This window comes from Streptomyces sp. NPDC033270, assembly GCF_055576575.1.
Genome location: NZ_JBVIRA010000021.1, coordinates 1 through 18,467 on the forward strand (window position 1 = coordinate 1; position 18,467 = coordinate 18,467).

The 18,467-nt window shown below is 73.0% G+C and carries 16 protein-coding genes; 8 read left to right on the plus strand and 8 right to left on the minus strand.

The window, feature by feature from the left end; genetic code table 11:
* Positions 1–552 precede the first annotated feature (552 nt).
* Entirely contained in the window at positions 553–2,106 is a 1,554-nt protein-coding gene (locus ACZ5XZ_RS26270) for a glutamate-cysteine ligase family protein (RefSeq protein ID WP_468982174.1), read from the plus strand.
* A gap of 28 nt (positions 2,107–2,134) precedes the next feature.
* Here the strand turns inward: ACZ5XZ_RS26270 and ACZ5XZ_RS26275 are convergent, their stop codons facing one another.
* Positions 2,135–3,922 (minus strand): substrate-binding and VWA domain-containing protein, encoded by a 1,788-nt coding sequence (locus tag ACZ5XZ_RS26275; RefSeq protein ID WP_468982175.1) that lies wholly within the window; start codon positions 3,920–3,922, stop codon positions 2,135–2,137.
* 193 nt (positions 3,923–4,115) lie between these two features.
* On the opposite strand from ACZ5XZ_RS26275, the gene ACZ5XZ_RS26280 reads away from it, so the two are divergent.
* Entirely contained in the window at positions 4,116–4,937 is an 822-nt protein-coding gene (locus ACZ5XZ_RS26280; RefSeq protein WP_468982177.1) for a CPBP family intramembrane glutamic endopeptidase, read from the plus strand.
* A 67-nt stretch (positions 4,938–5,004) separates the two neighbouring features.
* Here ACZ5XZ_RS26280 and ACZ5XZ_RS26285 read toward each other — a convergent pair whose 3' ends face one another.
* A complete protein-coding gene (locus ACZ5XZ_RS26285) occupies positions 5,005–5,826 on the minus strand; it encodes a PhzF family phenazine biosynthesis protein (protein WP_468982179.1) in 822 nt (273 codons plus the stop codon).
* A gap of 185 nt (positions 5,827–6,011) precedes the next feature.
* On the opposite strand from ACZ5XZ_RS26285, the gene ACZ5XZ_RS26290 reads away from it, so the two are divergent.
* Positions 6,012–6,638, plus strand: coding sequence for a PadR family transcriptional regulator (locus ACZ5XZ_RS26290; RefSeq protein ID WP_468982181.1), 627 nt, complete (start codon positions 6,012–6,014; stop codon positions 6,636–6,638).
* Positions 6,639–6,710: 72 nt separating this feature from the next.
* Here the strand turns inward: ACZ5XZ_RS26290 and ACZ5XZ_RS26295 are convergent, their stop codons facing one another.
* Entirely contained in the window at positions 6,711–7,139 is a 429-nt protein-coding gene (locus ACZ5XZ_RS26295; protein ID WP_468982182.1) for a type II toxin-antitoxin system Rv0910 family toxin, read from the minus strand.
* 334 nt (positions 7,140–7,473) lie between these two features.
* Between ACZ5XZ_RS26295 and ACZ5XZ_RS26300 the strand changes: the two genes are divergently transcribed.
* The 3 genes from ACZ5XZ_RS26300 (at position 7,474) to ACZ5XZ_RS26310 (ending at position 10,367) form a co-directional block, all read left to right on the plus strand.
* Positions 7,474–8,001, plus strand: coding sequence for a peptidase (locus tag ACZ5XZ_RS26300; protein ID WP_468982185.1), 528 nt, complete (start codon positions 7,474–7,476; stop codon positions 7,999–8,001).
* 49 nt (positions 8,002–8,050) lie between these two features.
* Positions 8,051–9,211 carry an EamA family transporter gene (locus tag ACZ5XZ_RS26305; RefSeq protein ID WP_468982186.1) on the plus strand — a complete coding sequence of 387 codons (1,161 nt, stop codon included), beginning with the start codon at positions 8,051–8,053 and terminating at the stop codon, positions 9,209–9,211.
* Positions 9,212–9,389: 178 nt separating this feature from the next.
* Positions 9,390–10,367 (plus strand): DMT family transporter, encoded by a 978-nt coding sequence (locus ACZ5XZ_RS26310; RefSeq protein WP_468982189.1) that lies wholly within the window; start codon positions 9,390–9,392, stop codon positions 10,365–10,367.
* Positions 10,368–10,440: 73 nt separating this feature from the next.
* Here the strand turns inward: ACZ5XZ_RS26310 and ACZ5XZ_RS26315 are convergent, their stop codons facing one another.
* Positions 10,441–11,103 carry an FMN-binding negative transcriptional regulator gene (locus tag ACZ5XZ_RS26315; RefSeq protein WP_468982192.1) on the minus strand — a complete coding sequence of 221 codons (663 nt, stop codon included), beginning with the start codon at positions 11,101–11,103 and terminating at the stop codon, positions 10,441–10,443.
* 9 nt (positions 11,104–11,112) lie between these two features.
* Complete coding sequence (locus ACZ5XZ_RS26320) at positions 11,113–11,778, minus strand: pyridoxamine 5'-phosphate oxidase family protein (protein ID WP_468982193.1); 666 nt, start codon at positions 11,776–11,778, stop codon at positions 11,113–11,115.
* A gap of 35 nt (positions 11,779–11,813) precedes the next feature.
* On the opposite strand from ACZ5XZ_RS26320, the gene ACZ5XZ_RS26325 reads away from it, so the two are divergent.
* A complete protein-coding gene (locus ACZ5XZ_RS26325) occupies positions 11,814–13,145 on the plus strand; it encodes an aminotransferase class I/II-fold pyridoxal phosphate-dependent enzyme (RefSeq protein ID WP_468982195.1) in 1,332 nt (443 codons plus the stop codon).
* A gap of 168 nt (positions 13,146–13,313) precedes the next feature.
* Here ACZ5XZ_RS26325 and ACZ5XZ_RS26330 read toward each other — a convergent pair whose 3' ends face one another.
* A complete protein-coding gene (locus ACZ5XZ_RS26330) occupies positions 13,314–14,417 on the minus strand; it encodes a DMT family transporter (protein WP_468982198.1) in 1,104 nt (367 codons plus the stop codon).
* 74 nt (positions 14,418–14,491) lie between these two features.
* Here ACZ5XZ_RS26330 and ACZ5XZ_RS26335 point away from each other — a divergent pair, with 74 nt between their 5' ends.
* Positions 14,492–15,400: a LysR family transcriptional regulator gene (locus tag ACZ5XZ_RS26335; protein WP_468982199.1), complete on the plus strand. Its 909-nt coding sequence runs from the start codon at positions 14,492–14,494 to the stop codon at positions 15,398–15,400.
* Positions 15,401–15,433: 33 nt separating this feature from the next.
* On the opposite strand, the gene ACZ5XZ_RS26340 is transcribed toward ACZ5XZ_RS26335, so the two are convergent.
* Both ACZ5XZ_RS26340 and ACZ5XZ_RS26345 read right to left on the minus strand, forming a co-directional pair.
* A complete protein-coding gene (locus ACZ5XZ_RS26340; RefSeq protein WP_468982200.1) occupies positions 15,434–16,870 on the minus strand; it encodes a carboxyl transferase domain-containing protein in 1,437 nt (478 codons plus the stop codon).
* Positions 16,863–18,323: an acyl-CoA synthetase gene (locus ACZ5XZ_RS26345; RefSeq protein WP_468982203.1), complete on the minus strand. Its 1,461-nt coding sequence runs from the start codon at positions 18,321–18,323 to the stop codon at positions 16,863–16,865. The genes ACZ5XZ_RS26340 and ACZ5XZ_RS26345 overlap by 8 nt, the downstream gene beginning before the upstream one ends.
* Positions 18,324–18,467: the final 144 nt, after the last annotated feature.

Genomic DNA, 18,467 nt, shown 5'->3' on the forward strand with positions numbered 1-18,467 from the left:
CCCCCCCCCCCCCCCCCCCCCCCCCCCCCCCCCCCCCCCCCCCCCCCCCCCCCCCCCCCCCCCCCCCCCCCCCCCCCCCCCCCCCCCCCCCCCCTGGCCGCTGCGCCCCAGCACCGGCGAAATCACCACGACGCTGGGCGTCAACTCTCTGCCTCGTAAGCGGGAGTTTATACGACGTATGTTCTGAAAGTGTTTCGGCTACCTGCCTTGCGGATTTGCGGCAAGGCGGAATCCAGACCCTCGCGCGAGGTGTTTTTCACCGCTTTGTACGGTGCCTTTGCGATGCCACCTCGTAATTCCATGCCGGTGCGGTAGGCCGGATCTCGTCGGTGGATTTCACAAGTGAAATGCGAACGGCGATGGCCACCTGGATATGCCTGGGGAAGATGCCGGACGCCGCACCACTTCGAGCCTATCGGCACCGGCACGCCCCTGAGGCGTTATCGATCAGATTGCCGGGGCATCATCGACCGTAGCGCGAGCCCCGGCGTGTCGGGGACGGCCCCAAGCGGCCCGTGGTCGCGGGACGTTCACTCAAGGAGGGACCCTTCGATGGGGGAGAAGGTCGCCGCGGACGGGATCGACCTGGCGGACCGGGAGCGTTATCGAAGAAAGCTTCACGAGTGCCTTGAGGGCTTGCAGAGGCTGTTGGCGGAGAAGAGGTTCGATCGGCCCAGGAATCTCATGGGCCTGGAGATCGAGCTCAATCTGGCGGGCCCGGACGGCCTGCCCCGCATGCTGAACTCCCAGGTTCTCGAGCGCATCGCCAGCCGTGATTTCCAGACCGAACTCGCCCAGTGCAACCTGGAAGTCAACATCCTGCCGCACCGATTGTCCGGCCATGTCCTGGACCAGCTCGCCGAGGAACTCCGCACGGGGCTGGCCTACGCGGAAAGGAAGGCCCGCGAGGTAGCCGCCAGGATCGTGATGATCGGCATTCTGCCGACCCTGCACGCCAGTGACCTCACGGCGGCCAGCCTCTCCGAGAACGACCGCTATGTGCTGCTCAACGAGCAGATGAGGGCGGCCCGCGGCGAGGACTTCGCACTCGACATCCAGGGCGTCGAGCACCTGGTCGCCCGCTCGCCCTCGATCGCGCCGGAGGCCGCCTGCACATCCGTCCAATTGCACCTCCAGGTGACGCCCGGCCGCTTCGCCGCCGTCTGGAACGCGGCCCAGGCCATCGCCGCGGTGCAGGTGGCCGTCGGTGCCAACTCGCCGTTCCTCTTCGGCCGTGAGCTGTGGCGCGAGTCGCGACCGCCGGCCTTCCAGCAGGCCACCGACACCCGCGCGCCAGAGCTGACCGCCCAGGGCGTCCGCCCCCGGACGTGGTTCGGTGAGCGCTGGATCAGCTCCGCATACGACCTGTTCGAGGAGAACCTGCGCTACTTCCCGCCGCTGCTGCCCCTGTGCGGCCCGCAGGAGCCGCTGCGCGTCCTCGACGAGGGCGGGGTGCCGGACCTCGCCGAACTGGTGCTGCACAACGGCACGGTCTACCGCTGGAACCGGCCCGTCTACGCGGTCACCGACGGTGTCGCCCACCTCAGGGTCGAGAACCGGGTGCTGCCGGCCGGCCCCACCGTCGCCGACGTGATCGCCAACACCGCCTTCTACTACGGAGTGGTGCGGGCGCTGGCCGAGGAAGCGCGCCCCATATGGTCGCGCCTTCCGTTCGACACCGCGGCCCGGAACTTCGACACCGCCTGCCGGCACGGCATCGACGCCACCCTGCTCTGGCCGCGTCCCGGGCGGGCCGGCACGCTCGCCGAGATACCGGCCGTACGGCTCGTACGCCAGGAGCTGTTGCCGCTGGCGGCCCGCGGACTGGACGCCTGGGGCGTGGAACCGGCCGACCGCGACCGCTATCTGGCCATCATCGAGGAGCGCTGCCGGCGTCGGGTGAACGGCGCCTCCTGGCAGGCCGCGGCCTTCCACCACGCCCGGCGGCAGGGCCTGGGCCGGGACGCCGCGCTCGCCGCGATGACCCGGCGCTACAGCGAGCTGATGCACGCCGGCCAGCCGGTGCACACCTGGCCGGTGGCCTGGGCGCTCGGCGAGCGGTGGGCCGTACCGGGACCGCGGCAGGCGGCGACCGGGGGCGCGTAGGGCCCGGCTACGGTACGGGCGGGCCCGCTCAGCGCCGTCCGGCGCCGCCCGCCGCCATGATGGCCTTGAGGATCACCTGGTGGATCTGGGACGGGTCGCTGACGCGGTGCGCCGAGCCGCCGGTGGGCGCCACGATGCGTTCCAGGGCGGAGTTGTCCGCCTCCGGGCCGATCGCGAGGGCGATCAGCGGTACCGGACGGTGCGGGGAGGAGAGCTTCTCCAACTCGCCGACCAGGGCGCCGAGAGAGATGCCGTCGGCGTCGTCGTTGGCGCCGTCGGTGACGACGACCACCGCGTTGAACTTCCCGCTCGCATACGTCGCACGGGCGCTTCGGTAGGCGGAGAGCGTGGTGTCGTAGAGACCGGTGGCGCCGTGGGGGACCGGAGTGAGCGAGCCGAACGCGGCGGCGAGCGCGTCACGGTGGGTGGCGCCGTCCTCGTCCCGGTCGCCGAGGCGGCCGGTGGGCGACAGCTCCACATAGTCCTTGCCGCCGTCCAGAAGGGTGGCGAACTTCCACAGCCCGATCTCGTCCTCGGGCGTGAACGTGGCCAGCGCCTGGAGGAGGGAGTTCCTGGCGAGGTCCATACGGGACTGGCCGCCCCGGCCCGGAACCGGACTGCCCATCGACGCCGAGGCGTCCACGACGGTGCAGATCCGGGCGCTCTGTACCGTGATCGTCCACATGCCCAGCAGCGCCCGCAGTTCCCTGGCCGTCGGCTGATCGGCGGGCGCGGCCGCGTACGGCTGTGCGGCGCGCCCGCCGGCCGTGTCCACCACCTTCGCGACCGCCGCGCCGTTGCCGGGCCGGAAGCCGTGTGCGCGCAGCGTGCGCTGCCCGCCGGGCTCGCCGAGCAGTGTCAGGAAGCGGTTGGCGGCGCGGGTCTGCTCGGGACCGAGCGCGCCGTCGTCGACCAGGGTGTACGGGTAGGTGAGCTGAGCGGTGCCGTCCTTGGGGTAGAACAGCTCCAGTCGCGGGCCGCCGTCGGCACGGGTGTTGTGGGCGTAGGCGGCCTGCTCGGACAGCAGCAGCGCCTGGTTGCGGCGCGGATTGCCCTGCTCGGCGCCGGAGTCGTCGCGCGGCAGCGTGGCCGGTATCTGGCCGTCGCCGTCCGCGATCCGCTGGGCGAGGAGCTTCGCCGTGGCGGCGGTGCGGACTTCGGCCTCGTCGTCGTCCTTGGCTTCCGTGGTGTCGACGGCGTGGATACGGGCCAGGGCGAGCAGCCCGGTGGCGCTGCGGGCCGGGTCGGCCATACCCAGGCGCAGCGCGTCGCCGGATGTCGCGGTCCGGGTCAGCTCGGCCCAGGTGTAGGTCTTTTTCGGCCAGCCCAGGGCCTTGGCGGCCTTCGGGACGGCGCCCAGCGCGATCGGCGAGGAGGCGATGGCGTCGGCGGCGGTCAACGGGGTGCCGCTCTCCGCGTCGACCCGGTCCACCCACAGGTGCGAATCCGGTATCCATACCTGGAACTCGGGGTCGACCGGTCGTTGGCCGAAGGAGTCGGCGATCTCGTGGGAGGGGCGTGCGGTGATCTTGACGTCGAGGCATCGGCCGTCGGTGCGGGTCGCGTCCTCACGGGCCGTCTTGGCCACCGCCGCCAGCGCCGGGGCGATATCGGGCGAGGCGGCCACGTCGAGCCGTACCGACGCGCCGTCGCACGGGTCGCCGAAGGGGAGCAGATCGCTGCGCAGGGCGACGACCGAGCCGGCGGCGACGGCCAGGGCCAGGCCGGTGGAGACGACCAGGGTGCGACGACGTGCATCGGGGCGGGCCCCGATGCGCTGCGGTGCGGGGCCGTCCGGCAAGCTGTGTCGTCCCATTGCGGTAGCGCCTCTCCTTCTCGGAGCTCGATCGGGTTCGATGAGAAGAGGGACCGCGCGCCACGTGGATGGCGTCCGTCCCCGGCCTGTCGCGCGCGATCTTCGTACCTGCTGTCGAGACCCTAGCGGGGCGGTGGTGGCCAAGAGGCGGTAATGCGGAAGTGGAGGAAGTGTGCAGTCGGATACAAGTCCCGTGGCCGATGCGGACGTTCCGGGGCGAGGGCCCGGTGCGGGGGCAGGGGCGGGGACGGCCGAGGAGCCGTCCCGGCGCGTCCTGCGCAGCGAGACACTGATCGTCCTGGCCCTCTCGCTGGGTGCCAGCGCGCTGTCGGCGCTCATCAGCTTCATCGGGTCGGTGACCAAGCCCGGCGGCCTGAAGGACCAGGCGGCGACGCTCAACGCCTCCCATGCGCCGGGTCGGCCGTGGCTGGATCTCGCCTGGCAGCTGTTCGGGATCGCGAGCGCACTGGTGCCCGTGGCGCTGGTCGCGCATCTACTGCTGCGGGAACGGGCCGGCGGACTGCGGGCGATCGGCTTCGACCGGCGGCGGCCCGGCTTCGACCTGAGCCGGGGCGTCGCGCTGGCGGCCGCTATCGGGGGCAGCGGTCTGCTGCTCTATCTGGGGGCGCGGGCGGCCGGGTTCAATCTGACGGTGATCCCTGAGGCGCTGCCCGAGGTGTGGTGGAAGATCCCGGTGCTGATCGCCTCCGCGGTGCAGAACGCCGTCCTGGAGGAGGTCATCGTCGTCGGGTATCTGCTGCGCAGACTGGGACAGTTGGGGTGGTCGCCGCTGGCGGCGCTGGCGGCCAGTTCGGTACTGCGCGGTTCCTACCACCTCTACCAGGGCATCGGCGGCCTCTTCGGCAACATGGTGATGGGCGTGATCTTCGTCCTGCTCTACCGGCGGTGGGGCCGGGTCGGGCCGCTGGTCGCCGCGCACGCCCTGATAGACGTCGTGGCGTTCGTCGGGTTCGCCCTGTTGGCGGGCAAGGTGGGGTGGCTGCCTACGGGGTGAGGCGAGGGCGAGGGCCGGTGCCCTCGCCCTCGTCTACTTCCCGCGGCCCTCGGCCGGCTGCTCTTCCTCAGTCCTTGACCAGCAGTTCGCCGTCGATCACCGTGACCGCCGAGCCGGTGAGCAGCGTACGGTCGCCGCGCAGCTCGGTACGGACAGAGCCCGTACGGGCCGAGCCCTGCAGCCCGATCAGTGAGTTGCGGCCCATACGTGCCGACCAGAAGGGGGCGAGCGCGGTGTGCGCGCTGCCCGTCACCGGGTCCTCGTCGATGCCCAGCGCCGGGAAGAAGCAGCGCGAGACGAAGTCGTAGCCGCCGACGGGGTCTTCGGCGCGCGCGGTGGCGATCACCCCTCGGCCGCCGTGCCCGGCCAGCGCCCTGAAGTCCGGCGACAGCGCCCGTACGGAACTCTCGTCGGCCAGCTCGACCAGGAGGTCGCCGACATCGGGCCCGGTGTCGTGGGCCGAGCGGATCTCGGTGCCCAGTGCGTCCGCGACGACCGGCGGCACCTCTACGGGCGTCAGCGGCGCGGTCGGGAAGTCCATGGTGATCGAGCCGTCGTCGCCGGCCGTCGTGGTCAGCACCCCGCTGCGGGTGCGGAAGCGGACCGTACGGCCGGCCGTCCCGGTGGTGTGGAGAACATGCGCGGTGGCCAAAGTGGCGTGCCCGCACATGTTCACCTCGGCGGCCGGGGTGAGCCAGCGCAGCGCCCAGTCGGCGTCCCCGCCTTCGGGCAGCGGATGCGCGAAGGCGGTCTCGGAGAGGTTGACCTCGGTGGCGACCTGCTGGAGCCAGGCGGTATCGGGGAACGCGTCGGAGTCGAGGAGTACGACTCCCGCGGGGTTGCCGGTGAACGGACGCGCACTGAAGGCGTCGACGATACGAATCCTCATGGCCGCGAGCGTAGAGGTGCCACAGAGCCGCAGGCCAAGGCCAATTCCAGAAAATTGGCTATGGATGGCGGCCTGTCGAGCGCCGGCGGATGTTGTTCGGGCCTTGCTTCGACGAACAGTCCCGATATATCGTTGAGGCATCGCGACAGATTCGCGACAGCTCAACGATAGAGAGGAAGAACGACATGCGTCCCCAAGGACACGATCACGGGCACGAGCACCGCCATGACTACCGCGGACCCGGCCGCTCCGGCGGTCGCGGGGAGTTCGGGGGCGGCTGGGAGCGGCGGCGCTCCGCTTTCGGCTCCTTCGGTCCGCCCTTCGGAGGCCCGCCTTTCGGTGGCGGTCGAGGGCGCGGCGGACCGCGCGGCCGGGCGCGCCGCGGCGATGTGCGCGCCTCGATACTGGCGCTGCTCAAGGACCGCCCGATGCACGGCTACGAAATGATCCAGGAGATCGCCGAGCGGAGCGGTGGGGCGTGGAAGCCGAGCCCCGGCTCGGTCTATCCGACCCTGCAGCTCCTGGAGGACGAGGGGCTGATCGCCAGCGCCAGCGAGGGTGGCAAGAAGCTGTTCTCGCTGACCGACGCCGGGCGCGCCGAGGCGGACAGCGGCTCGGACGCCCCCTGGGAGGACGCCGGCCGCGGCGTCGACTGGGAGGCGATGAACGAGATACGCAAGGCGGGCGGCGGCCTGGTCGAGGCGTTCCGCCAGGTGTGGGCCACCGGCAGCCCCGAGCAGCGGGAGAAGGCCATGGCGGTGGTCAACAAGGCCCGCAAGGAGCTGTATCTGATCCTCGCCGAAGAGGACTGAGCGGGGAGCGGGCGGTGAGAGCAGTGGCCGGCGGTCTCCGGGGGCCGGACGGAAGGGGCGGCCCCCGGAGGGTCAGGAGACCAGGCCGGCGAGCTTGCGCAGCGACTCGTTCAGTGCGGCGCTCGCCGAGTCCTTGAGCTTGCCGGCCATCAGGGAGACCGCGGCGCCGGTGAACGTGCCGTCGATCCGCACGGCCGTCGCCTCGCCGTCCGGCGTGAGCGCATAGCGCATGCTCAGACTGACGCCCATCGGGCCCTTGCCCTTGATGTCGAGCAGGCGTCCCGGCTCCAGCTCCTGGACGGTCCAGGTGACCTCCGCGGGGAAGCCCATCAGCTTCATGTTCTCCTCGTAGGACGCGCCCGCCGCAAGCGTCTTCGGTCCGCCCTTGGGGAAGGCGGTGTGGGTGGCGTTCCACTCCCCGTACGCATCGAAGTCGGTGAGCCGGTCCCAGATCTTCCCGGCCGGTGCCTCGATGCGGGTCTGGGCGGTGACTTCGGCCATGCGATCACCCCTTCGGTGACGGTCCTGGCTGGTGCCGCGGAACGTAGCCGCATGGGGGTGAAGGTTCAAGAGCGAGGGGCGCTCTGGCTGATGGCTCGTCAGGTGTGGGGAGTGGCCTGCTTCGGAAGCGGGGCGGGAGGGGGCGCTGCATGGGCAGGCGGCGGCGGGGCTGGCACCCCGTATGTCCGTTCTCCATGATTCCCCCGCATTTTCTCCGCGAGATATCTCCTCCCTAGGGAGGAGATCCGGTGCGGGCATCCCCAACCAGCGTGGGATGCGCAAATGCTTCCCGCCGGGGATGTTCCCGGCCTCGCGGACTGGTGGGGTGGGAGCTGTGCAAAACCGTACTGCGTACAGTGGCGGCGGCTCCGCCCAGGAGGACCTCGACAGTCAGCTCACCGTCGAGCTCGCGTCGGTGGTCTCCGCTGCCCGCAGGCGGGCCACCCGCGACGGCGACCGGCAGGTCGACACCGCACATCTGCTGCACGGGCTGCTGGAATCGGACCCCGCCGTACGCGCGGCCTTCGACGGCGGGCCGCAGGTGGCGCGGCTGCTCGGCTACCTGGTCCAGCGCAGCATCGGCTACGGACTCCAATGGCACGGCACCGTCGAGGACTCCGGCGCGGTCCCCATGGTCACCGAGGGCGGCGTTCCCGGGTGGTCGCCGGCCGCGGCCGCCGCCATGGACGGCGCCCTCGACCGCGCGCACGCCCGCTACGCCCTCCGCGCCGGCTGTCTCGATCTGCTCGCCGCGCTGGTGGACGACCCCGGATCCCGGGCCGTGGAGGTACTGCACCGGGCCTCCGTCGACACCGCCGCGCTCGCCGCTCGTCTGGACGGGGAGCGCCCGGGCCAGGACTGACAGGGGTATCGGGGGTGACGCTCCTGACGACGGCTGTCATGATGACCCGATGCACGCGTCTTCGGGAAGCCCGGCGGGTCCAGCGACCGGCCCGGGGCAGGCCACTCCAGCGTCCCCGGCTGCCGGGCAGCCGTCATCCGGCTCCGGGCCGGGCCGCGACGCGCCCCGGGGACGTGGCGCGGGCCTGGGCCTCGCCCTGCTGTCCGCCCTCGCCTTCGGCGGTTCGGGCGTGGCCGCCAAACCGCTGATCGAGGCCGGTCTCGAACCGCTGCATGTGACCTGGCTGCGGGTGGCCGGCGCCGCGCTGGTGATGCTGCCGATCGCCTGGCGCCACCGGGACCTGCCGCGGCGCCGGCCCGCCCTGCTCGCCGGTTTCGGCCTGCTCGCCGTGGCCGGCGTACAGGCCTGCTACTTCGCCGCGCTCTCCCGCATCCCCGTCGGCGTCGCGCTGCTCATCGAATACCTCGCTCCCGCCCTCGTCCTGGGCTGGGTCCGCTTCGTCCAGAAGCGGCCGGTCACCCGCGCCGCCGCGGTCGGGGTCGTGCTCGCCGTCGGTGGGCTGGCCTGCGTCGTCGAGGTCTGGTCCGGGCTGAGTTTCGACGTCGTCGGTCTGGCCCTCGCGCTCGGCGCGGCCTGCTGCCAGGTCGGCTACTTCGTGCTCTCCGATCACGGCACCGACGACGAGGACTCCGCCGACCCGCTCGGCGTGATCGCCTACGGCCTGCTCATCGGTGCCGTCGTCCTCACGGTGGTTGCCCGCCCCTGGGGCATGGACTGGTCGGTGCTCGGCGGCGGTGCGCAGATGAACGGCGTCCAGCTGCCCGCAGCCGCGCTGCTCGCCTGGATCGTGCTGGTCGCGACGGTGGCCGCCTACCTCACCGGGGTGGTGTCGATCCGTCGGCTCTCGCCCCAGGTGGCCGGCGTGGTCGCCTGCCTGGAGGCGGTCATCGCGACGGTCCTGGCCTGGGTGCTGCTCGGTGAGCACCTCTCCGCGCCGCAGATCGCGGGTGGGGCTGTCGTGCTGTGCGGCGCCTTCATCGCGCAGTCGGCCAAGCCGAAGTCGACGCAGACGGTGGTGGTGGCGGGAGCCGGTGCGGAGAGCGGGGACCTCGCGGCGGCGGGTGCTCCGGCGGGCACCGCGGCGCCGGTGGCCGCGGCGTCTCCGGCCGGCTCCGAGGACGGCTTGTCCGCCGGATCCCGCGCCACGTAGGGTGGCGATCATGCATTCGACCGTGCTGCCCCCGCCCGCCGCGTAAGGCGGGCGGCGGCCTCCGAGGAAACCCCGGCCCGGGCAGGTACCCGGGCTGTGCGTCGCTGCCTGCACACGGGATCACGCGACCATTCCACGGCGCATCGCGCCGTACTGGATTTCCCGGAGCACACTTCCCATGCATGCCACTTCTGCCGCCACCCTGCCCGTGGGCCGGGGGCTGCTGTACGTCACCTTCGCCGCGACCGCCTGGGGTACCGCGGGTGCGGCCGCGGCCCTGCTCTACCGGGGCAGCGGACTGGGCCCGATCGCCCTCACCTTCTGGCGCACCTTCGGTGGGCTGCTTCTGCTGCTCGCCATACGGGCGCTGCGACGCCGCCGGTCCGTCGCCCCCGTCGCCCCCGCTCCGTACGAGCCGATCCACCGGCGCGCCCTGCGCATCGCCGTGACCGGCATCGCCCTCGCCGTCTTCCAGGCCGCCTACTTCGCGGCCGTCGAGGCCACGGGCCTGGCTGTGGGCACCGTCGTCACCATGGGGGCGGGCCCCGTCCTCATCGCCATCGGGGCGCGCGTGACGATGGGCGAACGGCTCGGTGTGGGCGGAGTGCTGGCCGTCGCCGGTGCGCTGACCGGGCTGCTGGTCCTGGTCCTCGGCGGGGGCGGCGCCGCGACCGTCCGTCCCGCCGGTGTCGGCTACGCCCTGCTGTCCGCGGCCGGCTGTGCCGCGATGACGCTGGCCACCCGACGGCTGGGCAGAGGCGGCGGCAGCGATCCGTACGCCTCGACGATCAGCGCGTTCGCGGTGGCCGCACTGTGCCTGCTGCCGCTCGCGGTGGTGGAGGGGCTGTGGCCCCAGATGCACGACCTGGGGCGCAGCCTGTGGCTGATGGGCTATATCGCGGCGGTGCCGACGGCGCTGGCCTATGGGCTGTACTTCGCGGGGCTGGCCGCCGTACGGGCCGCCACCGCCTCCGTGGTCTCACTGATCGAGCCGGTGTCGGCCGCGGCCATCGCGGTGCTCTTCCTGGGGGAGCGGCTCACCATGGCCACGGCCGTCGGGACCGGCGTGCTGCTGACGGCGGTCGCCGCGCTGGCGGTGACGGAGGCGCGCGGGGCGCTGGCGGCCGCCCGGTCCGCGGCTCCGGTGGCGGGCTGAGGACGGGTGCCCGGCCGGTTGCCTCGGCCGGGCACCCCCGTCACACCGGGGGCGGACGGGGCGCTCAGGCCCTTCAGGGCGTGGGCGTCCCCGTGGCCGCCGAGGCCGCTGCCAGTCGGCGCTGCTGGTGGCTGCGGGCCGCCGCGTCCCCAGGGCCGCCGCGCTCGGCGAGGCGCTCCGAGACACGGTGCTGGACGGCCTCGCTCCGCTTGCCGCCGTACTTGAACTTGGCGCGCACCTCCCGCACTTCGAGGCGCAGACCGCGGATGCCGGAGAGCAGCCGCCCGTACGGCTCCTCGCCCGCGGCGACCGGAGCCGAGCCGCCGTCCGGCTGGAAGTGGCCCACCTGGCGCTGCAGCAGCGCCGCCTTGGCCTCCGGGTCGTCCACGACATGGGCGGTGCAGGTCAGCTGGACCGCGGTGTAGAAGCTGGTGGGGACGCCGTGTTCGGGCGGCTGGTCCTCCGTCGCCTGCCAGGGGCCGGGGATGAAGGCGTAGTCGTCCACCACGCTCAACAGGACTGTCGGGTGGTCGGCCAGCGCGCGCCAGAGGGGGTGGGGGCGGGCCAGATGTGTGACGGCCTCGCGGCGCTCCGGGTCGTAGGCGAAGTGCAGCGGCTGCACCAGCGGCGGCTCGCCGGGCGGTCCGTTGGCGGCCAGCTGGCCGAAGTCGTGTGCCGCGAGCCAGTGTTGCCACTCGGCGTCGTCGTCGGGCGCGTCCCAGGGGTGGATCAGCACGGTGGCTCCTCAGCGGGCGGGGAGGTACGCCGGCTCGGGGATGCCGGGCGCGAGGTCGTCGGACGGTATGGGGGCGCCGTACGCCGGTGTCACGGGGAGGACACCGCTCCAGTACGGCAGGGCGAGATCCTCGGGCTCGTCGTTGGGGCCGCCGGTGCGGATCTTGGCGGAGACCTCGCGCAGGTCGAGCTGGATCACGGACGTGGCGGCCAGCTCCTTGGCGTTGCCGGGGCGGGAGTCCGCGGCGCGCCCGGGCAGCACATGGTCGACGAGCGCGTCGAGGGCGGCCGTCTTCTCCTCCGCCTCGGTCACCTGATACGCGGTGCCGTGGACCACGACGCAGCGGTAGTTGATGGAGTGGTGGAACGCGGAGCGGGCCAGGACCAGGCCGTCGACATGGGTGACCGTGACGCAGACCGCGAGGCCGGGGTCGGGCGCCTCACCGGCCATCCGCAGCGGCCGGGAGCCCGTCGAGCCGTGCAGATAGAGGCGGTCGCCGACCCGGCCGTAGAGCGTCGGCAGCACGACCGGGGAGCCGTCGCGGACGAAGCCCAGATGGCAGACGTACCCGGCGTCGAGGATGCCGTGCACCGTCTCGTGGTCGTATGCGGCGCGCTGGCGGGCGCGGGTGGGCGTCGTGCGGCCGGTCGGTTCGTACGACTCTGCTTCGGGCATTGCGAACTCCATTGCACTAGTGCATAATCAAGTTTGTGCTAGGAGAGTATCGGATCGAAGGGCGGCGCGCATCGGAGATTGCCGCCAGTGTCGAGCGAGCCGTCGGTGCGGGCGAGCTTCAGCCGGGGGAAGTCCTGCCCCCACTCAGGGAGTTGGCCGTCTATCTCGAGGTCAATCCGAATACGGTCGCGGCCGCGTACCGCACGCTCCGCGACCGGGGCGTGATCGAGACGGCGGGCCGTCGTGGCAGCCGCGTGCGGCCCCGCCCCGCGAGCACCTCACGCGAGGCGCTGCGGGTGGAGGTGCCGCCGGGCGTCCGCGACGCCTCCGACGGCAACCCCGACCCGGCCCTGCTGCCTCCGCTCGAACGGGCCCTGGCCGAGGCCGCGGCGCGCAGCGCGAGACGCCCGGCGCTCTACGGCACTCCGGCCGTCGACGAGGACCTCGCGGCCATGGCCCGCTCGGCCTTCGCCGCGGACGGTGTGACCGACGGCCCGATCGCCGTCACCAGCGGCTCATTGGACGCCATCGAGCGGGTGCTGGCCGCCCATCTGCGGCCCGGTGACACCGTGGCGGTGGAGGATCCGGGGTGGGGCAGCCTGCTGGATCTCATCCCGGCGCTCGGACTGCGCCCCGCACCGGTCGGAGTGGACGACGACGGCCCGCTGCCCGAGCGGTTGGCGGGCGCTCTCCAGGACGGCGCCCGTGCGGTCGTCATCACCGACCGGGCGCAGAACCCGACGGGTGCCGCCGTCAGCCCCGCGCGTGCCGGCGAGCTCCGTGCGCTCCTGGCGGGCCACCCCGGAGTACTGCTCATCGAGGACGACCACGGCCATGGCATCGTCGACCTCCCGCTCCACCCGCTCTCCGGCGTCACCGACCACTGGGCCCTGGTCCGTTCGACGGCCAAGTCCTACGGCCCCGACCTGCGTCTGGCGGTGCTCACCGGCGACGCCTTGACGGTGGACCGGGTGCGGGGCCGGCAGCGCCTGGGGCCGGGCTGGGTCAGCCATCTGCTTCAGGACGCGGTCCTGCATCTGTGGCGGACGTCCGCGATCGACCCGAAGACGGTGGCCGCGGCGTACGGCCGGCGTCGGGACGCGCTGATACACGCCCTGGCCGAGCGCGGAGTGCCCGCGCGGGGCCGCAGCGGTATGAACGTCTGGGTGCCCGTCCCGGACGAAACCGGTGCGGTGGCCCGGCTGCTGCACTCCGGCTGGGCGGTGGCCCCCGGCGCACGCTTCCGTCTGCACTCCCCGCCCGGCATCCGCATCACCGTCTCCGGCCTCGGCGAGCACGACATAGCCCCTGTGGCCGACGCGGTCGCCGCGGCCACAGGGGTGGGGGAGGCCCGTCGGTACGAGTGAGCGGCGCCCGGGCGCTCGGCTCCTGGCCGGTGGCCGGTGGCCGGTGGGCGATGTCGCCTCGTCGGCCGAGCGGGCCGAGCGGGCCGAGTCGGCCGAGCCGGTCGGGCGCCGGGCGCCGGTCTCAAGGGCCGGGCGTCAGGGAGGCCCGTCCGGCCCCGGCCCGATGGTTCAGACCCGACGGCCAGACCGGTCCGTGGTGGTCGTGGTGGAGGTGGCGAGCGAGGTCGAGGGACGGGTGGGTCGGGGCTTGCTCTGGGTGAGGGCGGCGCCGAACAGGATGATCAGGGCGCCGATGGGCGTGTGCCAGCTCAGCTGCTCGCCGAGGAGGACGACTCCGGCGGCGGTGGCGATCACGGGAACGAAGTAGGTGACCATCTGCGCCGTGGTGGGACCGACCTCGGCGACCAGGCCGTACTGGAGGAGGAAGGCGAAACCGGTGCCCAGGGCGCCGAGCGCGAAGACGGCGAGCAGCGGGACGATCGGGTAGGCGGTCGGCGCGGACGTGAACAGGGGGGTGACCACGGCCAGTTGGACGGTGGCGAGCAGCAGCTGGGCGCTGGACATGGACAGGTGGGAGTGTCCGGCGCCGGCCAGGGTGCGGCGGACGTAGATCCAGCCGATGGGGTAGCTGAGCGAGGCGCCGAGCGCCATCGCGGTGCCCGTCAGATCCGTGCCGGCGAAGCCCTGCCAGGCGCCGAGCACGGTCAGCACGCCCAGGAAGCCGATGCCCAGGCCCGCGACCCGGCGCCGGGTGGGGCGGTCCTCGGACAGTGCGACGACCGACAGCGCCATGCCCCACAGCGGGGAGGTGGCGTTGCAGATGCCGGCGAGCGTGGAGGGGATGGTCAGCTCGGAGTAGGCGAAGAGCGAGAACGGCAGCGCGTTGAGGAAGAACGCGGCGACGGCGAGATGGCCCCAGGTGCGCGGGGAGCGAGGGAGCCGCTCACGCCTGATCGCCAGGATGGTCAGCAGCACCAGCGCACCGAACGCCACCCGGCCCAGCGTGACCTGCAGCGGCGCGAAGCTCTGCGTCCCCACCTTGATGAAGAGGAAGCTGAAGCCCCAGATCAGGACGAGGACGGCGAAGCGGGCCTGCCAGCCGAAGGCGCGAAGGCGGCGCGCGGGCCGGTTGCCGGAGTCGGGGGAGACCGGGGCGGCGGAGGCGGCCGGGGAGGGGGTGCCGACGGACTGCGGGGCCGCGGGGTCGGCAGGGGCCGAGGGGGAGTTCGCGGTGCTGGCGGAGGCGGTGGGTGCGCCGGTGGCGGTGCTCATGGCGTCAACGATGCGGGGTACAAATTCGTAGCACAAGCGAAATTCCGTGGGGGGTATCGATTAGCATTGCTTACATGTTGAACCTTGATCGCCTACGGACGCTGAGCGCGGTCGCCCGTCATGGGTCGGTGAGCGCGGCCGCCGAGGGACTGCATGTGACGACGTCGGCCGTCTCGCAGCAGATCGCCAAGCTGGAACGGGAGACCGGTCAGCAGCTGCTGGCGAAGAACGGGCGGGGTGTGCGGCTGACCGACGCCGGCCGGCTGCTGGCCGACCATGCGGTGCGCATCCTCTCCCAGGTCGAGCTGGCGCAGGCGGAGCTGGAGGCGCATCGCGGCCAGGCGGTGGGCGAGCTGCGGATGGGCGCGTTCCCCACCGCGGCCCGGGGACTCTTCCCGTCCGCGCTCGCTGCCCTGCGCGCCGAGCACCCCCAGCTGCGCGCGGGGCTCACGGAGCTGGACCCGGATGCGTCGGTACGCCAAGTGGTGCGCGGCGATATCGATCTGGCGGTCGTGCTGGACTGGTACAACCGGCCGTTGTCCCTGCCCGAAGGGCTGGCGAAGGCCCCGCTCCTGGACGATCCGGCCGATGTGGCGATGCCCTCGACGCATCCGCTGGCCGGGCGCACATCGGTGGAGCTGGAGGATTTCACGGACGATGAGTGGATCTCCTGGCCGCAGGGCGAGTTCTGCAACGAATGGCTGATGTTCACCCTGCGCGGCAAGGGCGTGGAGCCGCGCATCGCGCACATGGCGGAGGAGCACGGCACCCAGCTCGCCCTGATCGCGGCCGGGCTGGGGGTCGCGGTGGCTCCGCGCCTCGGCCGCGGGCCGGTGCCGGACGGGGTGAGCGTGGTTCCCGTACGCCATACGATGCGCCGCCATGTGTACGCCATCTGGCGCGCGGACGCGGACCGCAGGCCCTCGATCCGGGCGGCGGTGGCAGCGCTCCGCGCGGCGGGGAAGAACCTGGAGGGCTGCTGACGCGGTGGCGACGGCCGAGTCAGCAGCCCCCGCTCACCTCGGGTCCGGCGCCGGTGGGACGATGGCGCGGATGACGCCCAGCTCCAGCAAGTCCTGCGGGCGGATGCGGAGTTGGTCGGCGGTCTCCCGTACCTGACCTTCGTCGCGTTTGAGGATCGCGGCGGCCAGCTCCGGGGCGATCACGGAGAAGTAGCTGTCCGGTGTCGCCCAGAGCCGGTCCGGTGCGGCGAGCGCCAGCGCGCCGCCCGAACCGCCCTCGCCGATGAGCAGGGAGGTCACCGGCACCCGGGTGGTGGCGAGCGCCGCGAAGGCGTCGGCGATCGCCGCACCGGCGCCGGCCCGCTCGGCGGCCGCGTCATTGGCGGCGCCCGGGGTGTCCACCAGGGTGAGGACCGGGAAGCCGAGCCGGTCGGCCAGCCGGACGAGGCGGGCGGCGGTACGGAACCCGGCCGGGCGGGTGGCCGTGCCGCACTGCGCGGCGAAGGCGATCGTACGGCCGTCGCGATGGCCGAAGCCGCAGCGTATGCCGGGGTCGACACCGCCGCAGCGGTCGCCGCTTAGCTCCTCCCAGTCGTCGAAGTACGCACGCAGATAGGCCTCGGCGCGCGGCCGCCGGGTGTCGCGGGCACGCACCACCGCGCCCCAGCCGGTCTCCGGCAGCCCCGGGGCGCCCAGCGCCTCCGGCGGGAGCGCCGGTTCCGCGGCGCGGTCACCGGACTCCCCCGAGGGGCACAGCAGCCGCAGCCACCGCTGGAGCGTGCCGCGCAGCCGGTCGGGCGGCACGACGGCATCGATCTGGCCGGACGCCAGCTGCCCCTCGGCGCAGTAGGCGCGGGGATCGGCGTCCGGGGGACGTACCCGCGAGCCCGCGAAGCCGATCTGCGCCCCCGGCAGCGCGAGGATCACATCGGCGCCAGCCCCGAGCGTGGCCCAGCCGCCGCCGGTCGTCGGATCGCGGAGCACGGCGATCTGCGCCAGTCCCGCGGCGCGGTGGTACGCCGACTGCCGCGACACCCGCTGGAGTTGGGACAGCGCACGCATCCCCTCCTGCATCCGGCTGCCGCCCGTGGCGATCAGCGACACGACCGGCAGGCCCCGCTCCCGGGCCTCGGTGTAGGCGGCCTCCAGGCGGTCGCCGGTGCGCTCGCCCAGGGAGCCGCCCAGATAGCGGAACTCGAAGGAGAGCACGACCGCTTGTGTGCCGCCGATCGTGGCGAGGGCTGTGACCACCGACTCGTCCTCGCCGGTCCGCTCGCGGGCGCGCCTGCGAGCGTCGTCGTAGCCGTGCCAGCCGAGCGGCCCGTCCGGTCCCACGGGCGCTCGGGGCGGCGCCTCGGCCCGTGATCCGGACGCGGTGCTCGACGGTCCTCGGGAGCCGTCCGGCCCGGCGAGCTCGGTGTACGTGTCCGCGACCGCCGCGAGGGCCTGACGGGCCGTCAGCCGGCTGCAGGGCAGTGGCCCGTCACGCACGGAGCTCTCGCTTCATGATCTTGCCCATGTCGTTGCGCGGCAGCGCGTCCAGGAAGTGGATGGTCCGGGGGCGCTTGTGCGGCGCCAGCTGGCGGGCGACATGGTCGGCGAGCTCCTCGCCGGACGGTGGCGGACCGGCGTCCGGGCCGCTCTCCGCCACGATCCAGGCGACGATCCGCTCGCCGAGGTCCTCGTCGGGCTCACCGGTGACGGCCGCCTCGGCGACCGAGGGATGGGCCAGCAGCGCGTTCTCGATCTCGCCCGCGCCGATTTTGTAGCCGCCGCTCTTGATCAGGTCGGTGGCCTTGCGACCGACGATGCGGTAGTTCCCGGAGGCGTCGCGAAGGGCCATGTCGCCCGTACGGAACCATCCGCCGTCGAAGGCGGCGGCGGTGGCATCGGGGCGGTTGAGGTACTCCACGAAGAGGTTCGGACCGCGGACCTGGATCTCGCCGACCGTCTCGTCGTCGCCGGCCTCGACGACCTGGCCCGCGTCGTCGACCAGCCGGACGTACACACCCGGCAGCGGCACCCCGACCGTGCCCGTGGCATCCGGGCCGTCCGCCCGCACGCTGGTGTTCATGAGGGTCTCCGTCATGCCGTAGCGCTCGATCACCCGCCGGCCCGAGGCCGCCGCGATCCGCTCATGATCGGTCAGCGGCAGCGCCGCCGAACCGGAGACCAGCAGCCGGGCGCGGGACAGCGCCTTGGCCAGCTCGACATCACGGCCCGCCTCGACGGCCAGGCGGTGGTACATCGTCGGCACGCCGAACAGCATCGTGCCGTCGGCCAGCAGTTCCCGGGCCACCGCCTCGGTGCTGAAGCGTCCGAGGTGGTGGACGCTGCCGCCGCGCCGCAGCGGCCCGAGGACGCCGAGGATCAGGCCGTGGACGTGGAACAGCGGCAGGGCGTGCACGAGCACGTCGTCGGCGGTCCACTGCCAGGCGTCCTCGAGGGCGTCGAGGGTGTGCGCGATGGCGCGGCGGGGGAGGACCACGCCCTTGGGCGGGCCCGTCGTGCCGGAGGTGTAGACGATCAGGGCCGGTGCCTCGTCACCCGGTTCGAGCGGAAGCGGGGCCGGGCCGGTCTCCTCGGGGGGCTCGGCGGCCTCGATGTCGATACGGGGCAGCGCGGCGAGCGCACCCGGGAGGGCGGCGCCCGGCTCGGCCAGGACGAGCGAGGGCGCGCTGTCCGCCACGATGTGCGCCAGCTCGCTCTCGCCGATCTTCGGATTCACCGGGACGGCGGCCACCCCGGCGAGCAGCGCGGCCACCACGCCCACCGAGGTCTCCAAAGTCGGCGTGGCCCAGATCGCGATCCGGGTTTCCCCGGCGATCCGCTCGGCGAGTGCGCCCGCCACCGACGCCAACTGGCGATAGCTGAGGGCGCGGTCGCCGAAGCGCAGCGCGGGTGCGGGCGAACCGTCGCGCAGTGCGGGGAAGAGCACGTTCACCGGATCTCCTTCGTCCTCGTCGGCGCCCGGCACCGAGCGGCCGGGCCGTCCCGCTCCGGCACCTGCGCGGTGCGCGGCGGGCTGACTACCCCACTCTCGCAGAGACCACCGACAACGCGATCACCGCGCGGCCGGCACCGCGCG